At 59.2% G+C, this 12774-nt stretch carries 13 protein-coding genes; 4 read left to right on the forward strand and 9 right to left on the reverse strand.

Going from position 1 to position 12774, the window contains the following annotated elements; all coding sequences use genetic code 11:
* Positions 1–30: 30 nt before the first annotated feature.
* The 5 genes from WMO45_RS10600 to aspS form a co-directional block, all read right to left on the reverse strand.
* On the reverse strand, positions 31–1350 hold the full coding sequence (locus WMO45_RS10600) for an MATE family efflux transporter (protein ID WP_349140731.1): 1320 nt from the start codon (positions 1348–1350) through the stop codon (positions 31–33).
* Between the two features lie 175 nt (positions 1351–1525).
* Entirely contained in the window at positions 1526–2953 is a 1428-nt protein-coding gene (gatB, locus tag WMO45_RS10605) for an Asp-tRNA(Asn)/Glu-tRNA(Gln) amidotransferase subunit GatB (RefSeq protein WP_349140732.1), read from the reverse strand.
* Positions 2950–4392, reverse strand: a complete 1443-nt coding sequence (gene gatA, locus WMO45_RS10610; RefSeq protein WP_349140733.1) for an Asp-tRNA(Asn)/Glu-tRNA(Gln) amidotransferase subunit GatA — start codon at positions 4390–4392, stop codon at positions 2950–2952. Before gatA ends, gatB begins: the two co-directional genes overlap by 4 nt.
* A gap of 9 nt (positions 4393–4401) precedes the next feature.
* A complete protein-coding gene (gene gatC, locus WMO45_RS10615; protein ID WP_349140734.1) occupies positions 4402–4689 on the reverse strand; it encodes an Asp-tRNA(Asn)/Glu-tRNA(Gln) amidotransferase subunit GatC in 288 nt (95 codons plus the stop codon).
* Between the two features lie 143 nt (positions 4690–4832).
* Positions 4833–6131: an aspartate--tRNA(Asn) ligase gene (gene aspS, locus WMO45_RS10620; RefSeq protein ID WP_349140735.1), complete on the reverse strand. Its 1299-nt coding sequence runs from the start codon at positions 6129–6131 to the stop codon at positions 4833–4835.
* Positions 6132–6533: 402 nt separating this feature from the next.
* Here aspS and WMO45_RS10625 point away from each other — a divergent pair, with 402 nt between their 5' ends.
* Entirely contained in the window at positions 6534–7100 is a 567-nt protein-coding gene (locus WMO45_RS10625; RefSeq protein ID WP_349140736.1) for a uracil-DNA glycosylase, read from the forward strand.
* A gap of 36 nt (positions 7101–7136) precedes the next feature.
* Here the strand turns inward: WMO45_RS10625 and WMO45_RS10630 are convergent, their stop codons facing one another.
* Complete coding sequence (locus WMO45_RS10630; protein ID WP_349140737.1) at positions 7137–7994, reverse strand: stalk domain-containing protein; 858 nt, start codon at positions 7992–7994, stop codon at positions 7137–7139.
* A 147-nt stretch (positions 7995–8141) separates the two neighbouring features.
* Between WMO45_RS10630 and WMO45_RS10635 the strand changes: the two genes are divergently transcribed.
* Both WMO45_RS10635 and WMO45_RS10640 read left to right on the forward strand, forming a co-directional pair.
* Complete coding sequence (locus WMO45_RS10635; RefSeq protein ID WP_349140738.1) at positions 8142–8711, forward strand: RNA polymerase sigma factor; 570 nt, start codon at positions 8142–8144, stop codon at positions 8709–8711.
* On the forward strand, positions 8701–9321 hold the full coding sequence (locus WMO45_RS10640) for a DUF4367 domain-containing protein (protein WP_349140739.1): 621 nt from the start codon (positions 8701–8703) through the stop codon (positions 9319–9321). The genes WMO45_RS10635 and WMO45_RS10640 overlap by 11 nt, the downstream gene beginning before the upstream one ends.
* Here WMO45_RS10640 and WMO45_RS10645 read toward each other — a convergent pair.
* On the reverse strand, positions 9312–9800 hold the full coding sequence (locus tag WMO45_RS10645) for a DUF6530 family protein (protein WP_349140741.1): 489 nt from the start codon (positions 9798–9800) through the stop codon (positions 9312–9314). The two genes, WMO45_RS10640 and WMO45_RS10645, sit on opposite strands and share 10 nt — an antisense overlap.
* Positions 9801–9913: 113 nt before the next feature.
* Between WMO45_RS10645 and spoVAC the strand changes: the two genes are divergently transcribed.
* Complete coding sequence (gene spoVAC / locus WMO45_RS10650) at positions 9914–10354, forward strand: stage V sporulation protein AC (protein ID WP_349140742.1); 441 nt, start codon at positions 9914–9916, stop codon at positions 10352–10354.
* Positions 10355–10817: 463 nt separating this feature from the next.
* Here spoVAC and WMO45_RS10655 read toward each other — a convergent pair whose 3' ends face one another.
* Positions 10818–11480: an HD domain-containing protein gene (locus tag WMO45_RS10655; RefSeq protein ID WP_349140744.1), complete on the reverse strand. Its 663-nt coding sequence runs from the start codon at positions 11478–11480 to the stop codon at positions 10818–10820.
* A 16-nt stretch (positions 11481–11496) separates the two neighbouring features.
* The gene (metA, locus tag WMO45_RS10660) at positions 11497–12411 is read right to left on the reverse strand and encodes a homoserine O-acetyltransferase MetA (RefSeq protein ID WP_349140745.1); all 915 of its coding nucleotides are present in this window, start codon (positions 12409–12411) and stop codon (positions 11497–11499) included.
* Between the last annotated feature and the right edge of the window lie 363 nt (positions 12412–12774).

Genomic DNA, 12774 nt, shown 5'->3' on the forward strand with positions numbered 1-12774 from the left:
GGGGCGTTCGCCCCGGGCCCGGTATTCTTTTCACGATTTGCTTGCAACGGCCTGCGCAGGAAGCGCCCTGTTCTGGCGGTACAGGACCAGACTAAGCAGCAGAGCCAGCCCTTCCGTGGCAGGGAAAGCCAGCCACACCCCTATTTGCCCAAAGAGCAGGGCGAAGAGCAGCACGACCAGTACGATGCCGATCCCGCCTCGGAACAGAGAGAGGAGAAAGCAGGCGCGGGCCCGCTCGGTAGCGCCGAAAAGGGCGGCGGTGATGAGGTTGAGCCCCGCCAGCGGGAACCCGAGAAAATAGAGGCGGAGACCCGTTTCGGCCATCTGCTGGAGCTGGAGCCCGCCGTCTGCATTGAACAGAGCGGTGAGGCCAGGTGCGGCCACCAGGGCCAGTATCGCCAGGACACAGCCGGAAAAGCCGGCTGTACCCAACGCCAGGCGGGAGAGAAGATGCACCTGCTGCTGCTCCCCCCGGCCATAGGCCTGGCTGAGCAATGGCTGGCAGCCCTGGGAGATGCCGGTGAACAGAGCCAGTGCCATCAGGGCCAGATTGGCCACAATGCCGTAGGCAGCCACGCCGATGGTGCCGGACAGATGCATCATCAGCAGGTTATAGACCACCAGTACCACCCCGGAGGAGCACTCGTTGATAAAGGCGGCGCTCCCCAGACCGGCCAGGTCGGCCAGCGCAGCGGGGCGGGGGGTGCAGGGGCACAGGCGAAAGCGGTTACGCCCGGTGAGAATGTGCAGACTGGAGAGGGTCAGGCCGATGACGGGGGCCACCCCGGTGGCCAGCGCTGCGCCGAAGATCCCCAGATTCAGGGGATAGAGGAACACATAGTCCAGCACGATGTTGGCCAGGCTGCCGGTGAGCATGGCGGCCATGGCCAGCTTGGGGTTGCCGTCGTTACGCACGAAGGCGATGAGGATATGGTTCAGAATGAAGCAGGGGGCAAAGAGCATCGCCGTGCGCAGATAGACGGTACACATGGGCAGGGTGGCCCCTTCTGCCCCCAGCATTCCGGCCAAGGGACCGGCCAGCAGCAGGCCAATCAGGGCCAGCGCCAGCCCCAACAGCGCCCCGCAGCCCACCGCCCGGGTGAAAGCCCGGTTGGCACGTGCCTCATCCCCCTGGAAGCGGCAGATGGAGTAACGGGTGGCACCACCGATGCCCAGCAGCATGCCCAGCCCATTGATCAGTCCGAAAACCGAGATGGCCAGATTGAGGGCGGCCAGTCCGTCGGTTCCCAGCCGGTTGGCCACAAAAAAGGTGTCGGCCAGAATGTAGCCCGAAAGACCGAGCGCGCCCAGTATATTGAGACTCACATATTTGAAAAAGGTCCGCTGCATAGTGCTTCCTCCCGCTGTGGTAATTGCTCCAAGAAAAAACGTGCCCAAATATATTCCTTCTAAGACCTACGGAATATATTCAGGCACGTTTACAACATCTATCCGGTGATAGACGGTAAGCCCAAAGGGCATTCACTTGTCGTATTTCATACGATAACAGAACTGTGCGCCGATGTCAACCCCCTGTGCCCAGCCGTTCCCGCAGGATCTGGTTCACCACCGCCGGAGCGGCCTGGCCCTTCAGCTGGCGCATGACCTGACCCACCAGGAAGCCGAAGGCTTTTTCCTTACCGGCTTTGAAGTCTGCCACAGATTTTTCGTTGGCGGAGAGCACCTGATCCACCACCGACTGCACCAGTCCGGCGTCGGATACCTGTTCCAGTCCGTGCTCCTTTACATAGGCATCCACGTCGCCGTTGGTCTCGAACACCGCCTCAAAGACCTTGACGGCGGTGTTGCGGTTGAGTTTGCCCTCCTTTACCAGGGCGATGAGCCGGGCCAGGGTGGCGGGGGTCAGGGCCATGTCCTTGGCCTCTATGCTGTGGGCGGACAGTTGGCCCAGTACCTCGCCCATAATCCAGTTGGCTCCCTGTTTGGGGTCGGTACCCAAGTCTACCAGAGCCTCGAAGAAATCCGCCAGTGCTTTTTGGGAGGTGATCATCTGTGCGTCATAGGCCGGCAGACCCCAGTCCCCCTGGTAGCGAGCCCGCTTGACCTCTGCCAGCTCGGGGAGGGAGGCTTTCAGATGGTCCAAGTACGCCTCGCTCAGCTCCACCGGAGGCAGGTCAGGGTCGGGGAAGTAGCGGTAGTCCTGGGCGTTCTCCTTGGAGCGCATAGCGTAGGTGGCGTCCTTGTTTTCGTCCCACCGGCGGGTCTCCTGGATCACCCGCTTGCCCTCCTCCAGCCGTTCGATCTGCCGCTTGGCCTCGTAGACGATGGCCCGGGAGATGGCCTTGAAGGAGTTCAGGTTCTTCATCTCGGTGCGGGTGCCGAACTCGGTGGAGCCCGCCGGGCGCACCGACAGGTTCACGTCGCACCGCAGGGAGCCCTCCTGCATCTTGCAGTCCGACACGCCCAGATATTGCAGGGTCTCCTTCAGTTTCTCCAGGTAGGCGATGACCTCCTCGGCAGAGCGGAAGTCGGGCTCGGTGACGATCTCGATGAGGGGCACGCCGCAGCGGTTGTAGTCCGCCATGGTCTGATCCAGCCAGGGGTCGTGGACCAGCTTGCCCGCGTCCTCCTCCATATGCAGCTCATGGATGCGGATGGTCTTGCCGCCGCCGATGTCCACCGCCCCGTCCCGGGCAATGGGGAGGTAGAGCTGGGAGATCTGATAGGCCTTGGGCAGGTCGGGGTAGAAGTAGTTCTTCCGGTCAAACCGGCTGACGGGCGTAATGCTACAGTTGAGGGCCAGACCAGCCGTGGCCGCCAGCTCCACCACCTTCTCATTGAGTACCGGCAGGGTGCCGGGCATGCCCATGCACACCGGGCAGCAGTGGGTGTTGGGGGCACCCCCAAATTCGGTGGTGCAGGAGCAGAAGATCTTGGTTTTGGTGGCCAGCTCCACGTGGGTCTCCAGGCCGATGACAGTTTCCCAGGTCATTGCTCGTCCCCTCCTTTCGGGGCCTGACGGTGATAGTTCGTGTCCAGCTGGAAGCCATAGGCGGCGTTGAGCACGGTGGCATCTCCCAGAGCGGGACCGATGAGCTGGGCCCCGATGGGCATTCCTTTGGAATCGAAGCCGCAGGGCATGGACAGACCGGGCAGGCCTGCCAGGTTCACTGATACGGTATAAATGTCGCTGAGGTACATTTTCAGCGGGTCGCTGAGGCTTTCTCCAAGCTTGGGGGCGGTGGTGGGTGCTACCGGGGTGAGCAGCAGATCGTACTGCTCAAAAGCCTTATCAAAGGCGGCCTTGATCACCGCCTTGGTCTGGAGGGCCTTTTTATAGTAGGCGTCGTAGTAGCCGGAGGACAGCACGAAGGTGCCCAGCAGGATGCGCCGCTTCACTTCGGTGCCGAAGCCCTGGGTGCGGGTCTTGGTGTACAGCTCCCCCAGGTCCTCGTAGCCTTCGGCCCGCCAGCCGTACTTCACCCCGTCAAACCGGGACAGGTTGGAACTGGCCTCGGCACAGGCGATGATATAGTAGGCGGGCACCACGTACTCCATGACGGGGAGCGAGAACTCTTCCACCTTAGCCCCCCGGGCCTTCAGTACGTCGGCGGCGGCCAGCACAGCGGCACGAACCTCGTTGTCCAGACCCTCGCCGAAGCAGTCGGCGGGCAGGCCGATCTTCTTGCCCCGCAGATCGCCGGTGAGGGAGGCCAGCAGGCCCCCGGCAGGGGCGTCCAGGCTGGTGGAATCCCTGGGGTCCTTCCCCATCATCACGTCCAGCACCGCCGCGCAGTCGGCTGCAGAGCGGGCGATGGGACCCATCTGGTCCAGGGAGGAGGCGTAGGCGATAAGGCCGTACCGGGACACAGTGCCGTAGGTGGGCTTCATGCCGGTAACCCCGCAGTAGGCGGCAGGCTGGCGGATAGAGCCGCCGGTGTCTGAGCCGATGGCGTACCACACCTCACCGGCCGCCACCGCCGCCGCCGCACCGCCGGAGGAGCCCCCGGCGGCCCGGGTCAGATCCCAGGGGTTTCTCACCGGGCCAAAGCAGGAGGTTTCGGAGGTGGAACCCATGGCGAATTCATCCATGTTCAGCTTGCCAAGGCTCACCGCTCCGGCGGCACTCAGCCGCTCCACCACCGTGGCGTCGTAGCAGGGGGTGAAGTCCCCCAGAATCTTGGAGGCGCAGGTGGTGCGCACCCCCTTGGTGCAGATGTTGTCCTTGTAGGCCATGGGTACCCCCGCCAGCGGGGAGGCGGACAGCTCTGCTGCCGGAAAGACAGGTCCGCCCATGGTGATAAAAGCGTTGTTGCCCGGCTGGGCGGCGGCGATCCGGCCCAAAGCGGCCTCCATCGCCTGCTGCTGGGTCACTTGGCCGGAGCGGAGTTTTTCCCCCAGCTCCAGGGCAGTCAGTTCATACAGTTCCATTTTCTCACCTCACTCCACCGTCTTTGGTACCAGGAAGGCCCCGTCCTTTACTGCCGGGCCGTTGGCCAACAGCTCCTCCCGGTCTCCGGAGGGTACCACCTCATCCGGCCGGGTCACATTTTTCAGAGGGAAGATGTGACTCATTGGCTCCACGGCGGAGGTGTCCAGGCCGCTGAGCACATCCATATAAGCCACGATGCCCTCCAGCTGGGCGGCCATGGCGGCCTTTTCCTCCTGGGGCAGCTGGAGGCGGGAGAGCACGGAGATATAGTCCACCATTTCTTCGGTAATCTTCATAGCAGTAACAGCATCCTTTCAACCCCTCGGAGAGCGGAGGGGGTATCGCGCCGAAGGCGTGTATCTAGGGGGAACTGGTTCCCCCTGGAAGGCGCATACCCTGCCGCAAAGCGGCAGAGATTTTCCGCAGAAAATCGATGCGCCTAGGGTTCCAGACGGGTGCGATCTCTGGGGAAGAGGCAGGCACGGCGAATGTTGTCCAGGCCGCACAGCTGCATGGTCAGCCGCTCCAGGCCGATGCCCAGCCCGCCGTGGGGGGGCATGCCGTATTTGTGGATCATGAGATAACTCGCGAATTCTGCCGGGTCCATGCCGCGCTCCTCCATCTTATCCACCTGTTCGGTGTAGTCGTGGATGCGCTGGCCGCCGGTAGTCACCTCCAGCCCCCGGAAGAGCAGGTCAAAAGACAGGGTAAACTTGGGGTCAGCGGGGTCGTCCATGGCGTAGAAGGGGCGCTTTTTGCTGGGATAGTGAGTGACGAACACGAAGTCGCTCCCCCACTCCTCCTTGACGTACCGGCCGATGGCGTGCTCCTCCTCCGGTTCCAGGTCGTAGGGGTCCCGGATCTGGTAGCCGTACTTTTCCGCTGCCAGATGCTTGATCTCATCAAAACGGACAGCGGGGATACGCTCCACTTCGGGCAATTCCACACCCAGCAGAGCCAGCTCGGCGGCGTACTCTTTTTTCAGCAGCTCCATGGCATACCGCAGGAAGCCCTGCTCCATCTCCATCAGGTCCATGAAGGAGTCAATATAGCCCATTTCGAAGTCCAGAGAGGTGTACTCGTTCAGGTGGCGCTGGGTGGCGTGCTTCTCCGCCCGGAATACCGGGGCCACCTCATACACCCGCTCGAACACCCCCACCATGGTCTGCTTGTAGAACTGGGGAGACTGGGCCAGAAAGGCCTTTTTGCCAAAGTAGTCCAACCGGAAGATGTTGGCGCCCCCTTCCGCCCCGGCGTGTACGATTTTGGGCGTGTGGATCTCGGTAAACTCCTGGCTCTGTAGAAATTCCCGGAAGGCACGGCAGATGCCTGCCTGAATGCGGAACACCGCCTGCTGGCGGGGTATGCGGAGCACTAAGGGCCGCAGACCCAGTTCGGTGTCCAGGTGCAGGTCCAGTTTCCGCTTGGCCAGGGGTACCGGCATGGGGGCCGCCGGCCGGGAGAGGACGGTGATCTTGGCGTCGGTCAGCTCTTTGCCGCCAGGGGCCCTGGGCTCGATGCGCCACATGCCGGATGCGGTGACGGTGCAGCCCTCCAGAGCGTCGTCCAGGTCTGCCTTATCGGTACAGACACATTGGACCAGCCCTTTCCGGGTCCGCAGGGTGAGAAAGGTGATGCCGCCCATGTCCCGAAGGGCGTGGACCGCGCCGTGCAGTGTAACGGCCTGGTTATTCCGGCCACCCACCGCTGTTTCAATTTGTTTTGTCAGGAATACCATACCGTTCACAACCTTTCTGCAAAAAAATAAAAAAAGTCCCGAAGCTGCCTGTTACAGCTTCGGGACGGAAACACTCCGCGGTACCACCCGTTGGTTGCTCTGTCGCCATTGACAGAGCCACTCGCTGCCCTTAACGCGGACGGTACGGGCGGACCTACCTCCCACACGGGACTCGGGCCGCCGGCTCAAACGTGTTGCGCCACCCCATCCTGCCGGACCGGGCTCTCAGTCGGTGACCCGGATTCTCTGGCGGCCCTCACGGGGGACGGTCGTTCTCATTGCCTTTGTTGAGGGTAGTATATGCGCTTTTCGAGCGGATTTCAATTGTAACTTTTCACAGAATTTCAGCGTTGTGTGCCGGGAGTACGTATGGTACAATGTCAAAAACAGAGGTGATGTGACATGAAAAACTGGGATGCCTTATATGAGGAATGCATGCACTGCCAGAAGTGCGGCCTGGCTGAAACCCGACATAATGTGGTCTTTGGCGAGGGGGCCAGAGATGCAGAAGTCATGTTCATCGGTGAGGGCCCGGGCGAGCAGGAGGACCTGACAGGCCGGCCATTTGTAGGCCGGGCCGGGCAGCTGCTGGATGATATGCTGGCCATGATCGATCTGAAACGGGAAAAAGTGTTTATCGGAAACATGGTCAAGTGCCGTCCGCCCCAGAACCGGGATCCGCTGAATGTGGAGCAGGAGGCCTGTATCGGCTATTTGCGTAATCAGGTAGCCCTCATCCGCCCGAAAATCATTGTATGTCTGGGCCGTATCGCTGCCATGAAGCTGATGCGGGAGGACTTCAAGATCACCCGGGAACACGGCCAGTGGATGGAAAAGGCGGGAGTATGGATGATGGCAATGTATCATCCCTCCGCCCTGCTGCGGGACCCCCGCAAGCGTCCGGAGAGCTTTGAGGATCTCAAGAGTCTACAGGCCAGGATCCGGGATGTGTGCGAGCATACCTATTAAGCGGCGGGCCTGCTTTACGCAGGCCCGCTGATTTGTTTATGCTACAGCGGTGCGGACGGCATCCACCGTCAACCCCTGCTGAGAGGAGAGCGAACAGGTGTACTCGCCCGTGGTCCACAGGGCAAGAAGTACCGCGCCATCCCGGCCACGGCAGGTCACCGTGGTATCGCCAACGGTAATGGACTGTTCCTCGGGGTAGACGGTATAGTCTCCACTGTTGTCCTCGGAACCGCGGCTGACCCGGTAGAGAAGCGTGTCTGTGCCATTGGAGAAGCGCACCTGTGCCAGTGAGCCGGAGAGGTCCTGATAGTCCACAGCCTCATATCCTTGGGGCAGCTGAGGCAGCGCGACCGGGAAACCAACTGCGTCGCTCAAAGCCTCCAGAGAGGGCTGTTCCCGCCAGGGGTTGGGCAGATGAGCGGAAGAGGATTCTGTGCGCAGTTCCACAGTGTCCTCCGAGCGGGTGACCGCGTCTGCGGGATTGCCCATGAGTACCACGAACAACTCCAGAGGAGCGTAGGTAGTGCCATCCACGGCATAGGGGGCGCAGGCCAGAGTAAAGGGGGCCGTCATACCCACCATGCCCTCCAGACTGGTGGCGGCGATATAGCGATTTTCACCCAGAGTGAGGGTAGAATGCATAGTGCCGCTGTCCAGGGTTACGGTGCTGTCTTCGGCGTGCCAGGCCACCTCATAGCCCAGATACTCTGCCAGCTGGCGTACAGGTACCAGATAGTCTTCCCCTATGGGAGTGACCTGGATGCCCGTGTCCTGACCGTTGACACTCAGGGAGAGTGTACCGCTTTCTTCTGCGGCTAAAGCGCCGCCGCCCAGCACCGTCATGGTTACCGCCGCAGCGGCTGCGGTGGCCAGAAGACGTGTTTTCAGATCCATAGAAGCATCATCCTTTCTTTCGCTGGCGGACGGAGTGTCCGCTCTGCCCTGTATACAAACTGGCCCGGACCATTGTTGCAGAAAAAAGAAAAAATTTCTGCAACAGTCCGGGCTGCCCGTTTGTACTTTGTATAAAGGGGGAATTCTATGCAAGCCATTCTGCACCGCGGCAGGCCGGGCCTGCTGGCCCGTCTGCGGGCGCTGCTGTTGGGAGAGCCGGATGTTGAAGCTACAGATCCGCTGGCGGACGCCGAGCTGGTAATGCGCCGGCATGGCAGCGCCATTTTGCGCCTGGCATATTCTTATCTGCACGAAATGGGAGAGGCGGAGGATGTGCTCCAGGACACACTGCTGCGTTATCTGCAAAAAGCGCCCAGCTTTGCCAGTGCGACCCACGAAAAGGCATGGCTGCTGCGGGTCGCGGCCAATTTGAGCAAAAACCGCCTGAGCTACCGGCAGAGGCATCCGCAGCAGGAGCTGGATGAGAATTTGCCGATCCCGGAAAGCAACGGGGAAGAGAGTCTGGTCTGGGAATGCGTGCATGCGCTGCCGGTTGCCTACCGGGAGGTCGTGCACCTGTATTATTACGAAGAATATACCACACGGGAGATCGCGGGGATTCTGGGCAGGCGGGAAGCCACCGTGCGTTCCCAGTTGTTCCGGGCCCGGGAGAAGCTGCGCCAGATGCTGAAGGAGGAGTACGACTTTGAAGAATGAACAGGCCTATCGGGCGAGAATGGACGCCATCGTAGTGACGCCGGAAATGGAACGCCGGGTGCTGGCCGGCCTGAGTCGGGCCCTGAGCCGTCAACGGCAGGTCCGCTGGCGGGCGCTGGCAGCCTGTGCAGCGGTATTGATGTGTGCGGCGGCGGCCGGGACCCTTCCAGCTTATCTGGAGCGGGAACCGGAGCGTACGCCTCCAGCGGTGGGGATGCATGGGCCGGTCCGCTATACCGATGTGGCGGAATTGGCTGGGGCACTGTCCTATCCACTGGCTCTTCCCGGAGCGCTGCCGGAGGGGTATACGCTGACGACGGTCCAGACACTGGGCGAAGAGGTGGCGGAACTGTGCTGGTCCGACGGCACAGATACGATTCGTTACCGTATGGCGCCTGGCTCAGGAGACATCAGCGGGGACTATACCGAATACCCCCAGTCCCAGGAATGTACGGTGGGGCAGTGGAGCGTAACATGCCGCGGGACAGAGGGACAGGTGTTTGTGACAGTCTGGAACGGGGATGGGTACAGCTATTCCATCCAGTCGAGCCAGGGGCTTTCGCTGGATGCGGTACTGGCGTTGGTGGAATCCGTAGAGCCTTATGCGTGATAGTTGAGCTGGCCCAGCAGGCGGGCCAGCACCGCCATCCGCTCGCCCAGCAGCTCCCCATCCCGGGCCAGCGCCTGTTGGAAGAGCTCCAGATCCTCCGTGATGTGCTCGTTACCGGTACATACCTTCACCGTCATTGCGTCGCCCTGTAGCCCTACCCGGTCGATCTGGGGCTGCTCAGGGTCGTAGCCGCCGGGATAGCGGTAGGCTTCCTCCCGAAAGTAGAGCGTGGCCCGACAGGCCAGAATGGCCAGATCCAGTACCCGGTGGAGAGGCAGTTCCTCCGACTGGCGGGACCACTTCTCACCGGTGTAGCGCCATACCTTGGCGGAAATGTCCACCTTGCCCCGGTCATTCCACTGGGCCAGACCAAGGGAAAGTCCCTTGGCATCCGAACCATAGGCAGTGCGTCCGTCGATATGCTCATAGTCTTCCGCCACGATAACCGGCTTGTGTTTGAGATTGGTTGGAATATTCATTTATAACGCCTCCATTACTAAATTAGTAAATTACTAAATTACTAAAAAGAAAATAGCACGCATAAGACGGCCTGTCAAGGGAAAGCTAGCCGGGAAAAGGAGGCGGGCATGGGATGGATATGACCAACCAGGAATACAACCGCTATGTGGAGGGAAAGGCAAAGCCTTCTCCGATCTGGAAGAATATGCTGTGGGCGTTTGTGACGGGGGGAGTCATCTGCACGGCGGGACAGGGACTGCGGAATTTGTACCTTGGAATGGGACTGACGGAAACAGATGCCGGTACTGCGGTTTCGGTGACGCTGATTTTTCTGTCCGCATTGTTTACCGGGCTGGGGCTGTTTGACAAACTGGCCAAACACGCCGGAGCGGGTACACTGGTGCCCATCACCGGCTTTGCCAATGCGGTGGTTTCTCCCGCGCTGGAGTTTAAGAGCGAAGGATTGATCATGGGGGTGGGGGCAAAACTGTTTGTCATTGCCGGACCCGTACTGGTCTATGGCATCAGTGCATCGATTGTCTATGGCATATTGCTGCAATTGTTCTCCCGTTAGAAAATGAAGTTGGAGAACATCACAAAAAACACTTGACAAAACAGTGGGATCATAGTACAATGTAGCCAGAACGAAAGAGGTGAGTCCGATGGGCTGAAGGCTCATAGGAACGCTTAAAGCGTTTCGAATGATCCCCTTATTAAAACGATCGAGGTCAGAGATTCCAGAGAAAAATCTGTTCCCAACCGGCTCAATGAAGTGAGATGCACTGAATGCCTCAGACGCAAAGTATTGCCGAAGAAGGAAACCTGTGCGGATGTGTTGTAGGAGACAGGAAACATCAGGGATTTCAGATTCTGTTGATCCAGGTGGGGAAATCTGTAGAAAGAAGAGGTAAGCAATAGTGACGGAACCCCAGATCGAAAAGTAGCCCCCCGGTCACGATGGATGGCCGGGGGGTTGTGCTATGCTTACCCTAAATATAACAGGAAAGGGGCCGCCCATTTGGGCGGCCCCTTTCCTGTTACAGTAGGTCTAGACCGTTGATGTCCAACTTGAAGCGCAGGGACAGAAACTCCGCTGCCCGCCGGCACAACAGCATACGCTCCAGAAAGATTTCAAAATAATCCATCACAGCGCAAAATTCCGGGTTGATGCTCAGTGTCAGCTGGATGGTATGGGCTTCCGTGTCCAGAGATAACTCGGAGCGCTCAGCGGCGTAGTTGACCCGGTCGTGAATATCAAAACTCTGCAGGTCTTTGGTTCGTACCCGGCTACGCCGTACGTCGGTCTTGTCGGCCAGAATGAGCGCTGCCGCCACCGGGCTCACCGGAAAAGCAGTGGAATCGTCGTGGTGGCCGATGGCTGTGATAACGGCTGCCACATCGGCCGGAGCCATGCCCATCTTGTCCAGAATACGGAAGGCCATGACCGCGCCTGTCTGAGCATGGTCGTGCCGGTTGACTACGTTGCCGATGTCGTGCATATAACCGGCGATTTTGGCCAGCTCCTGCTGGTGCGGATCGTATCCCAGCTGGGACAGGATGCGGGCAGCATACTCAGCACAGCGGGTCACATGGGGAAAACTGTGCTCCGTAAAACCCAATGCGGAGAGAGATTGATCCGCCTGTATAATATAGGTGCGGATCTCTTCGGATTCCTTTACGCGCTGATAGGTCACATCCATGAGGCATCCTCCCGGGTTAAAGCTGTTTCAGGTCGTAGGGCGTGGTCTGATAGACATAATAATTGAGCCAGTTGGTGTAGAGCAGCTGTCCGGCGCTGCGCCAGCGCACCACAGGGGCCTGATGGGGATCGTCGCCGGGGAAGTAATGGGCCGGAACCGCAATGTCCAGCCCCTTATTCACATCCCGCCAGTATTCCCGGGCCAGGGTGTCGGCATCATACTCCGGATGGCCCATGACGAAGAACTGACGGCTGTCCTCTGTTTTCACTGCATATACGCCTGCCTGCGGAGAGGTGGCGATGAGTTCCAGTCCGGGCGTGCTTCGGATATCGCTTTCCCATACTTCAGTATAGCGGGAGTGAGGGGCATAAAACCGATCGTCAAATCCGCGGAACAGGGGAGAGCTGGGTTTGAGCACCTGATGTTCATAGACACCAAACAACTTTCGGGGCAGGGAGCGTTTCTGAATTCCGTGGTGGAAGTAGAGTCCAGCCTGTGCGCCCCAGCAGATGTGCAGCGTGGAGTGTACATGGGTGCGGGTCCAGGCCATGATTTCACACAGTTCCGGCCAGTAGTCTACCTGGTCAAACTCCAAGTTTTCTACCGGAGCGCCTGTAATAATCATACCGTCAAAATTACGGTCCTTTACTTGGTCGAAAGTCGTATAGAAGGAGGCTAGGTGATCCTCATCGGTGTGCTGCGACTGGTAGCTGGCCGTACGCAGTAGCTCCACCTCGATCTGCATAGGAGTATTGGATAGTTTACGCAGGATCTGTGTCTCCGTCACGATTTTGGTGGGCATCAGGTTCAGGATCAATACGCTCAGAGGACGGATATCCTGGTGCAGCGCACGGTATTCGGTCATAACAAAGATATTCTCGCTCTCCAGTACGGCAGTAGCGGGAAGTGAGTCAGGGATCTTAATGGGCATTGCTGGGATTCCTCGCTTCCAATTTATATTTAAATAGGTAATTACAAGGGTAGCATATTTGCACGGGGACTGCAACTGAAGTTTTTTCTCAAAAACTGAAAAAAGGTGTTGACAAAGGGAGAAAAAGCTGGTATTCTATCTGAGCGCCTCACGAGAGGGCACGAAAACAGAACGAAATCCGGTAGATACCGAGGGGAACCTGGACGGCCTTCCGGAAAAGATCTGAAAAAAGTGCTTGACAAACTCGAGAGCGTGTGGTAAACTAAATGAGTTCGCGTCGGAAGACACGAACGAGTTTGAAAAGGACAGAAATCAAGCGATTCGGAGCGAAAAGCTCTGAAAAAACTTGAAAAAAGTTCTTGA

The organism is Flavonifractor hominis (assembly GCF_040095835.1).
Classification (GTDB): Bacteria; Bacillota; Clostridia; order Oscillospirales; family Oscillospiraceae; genus Flavonifractor; species Flavonifractor hominis.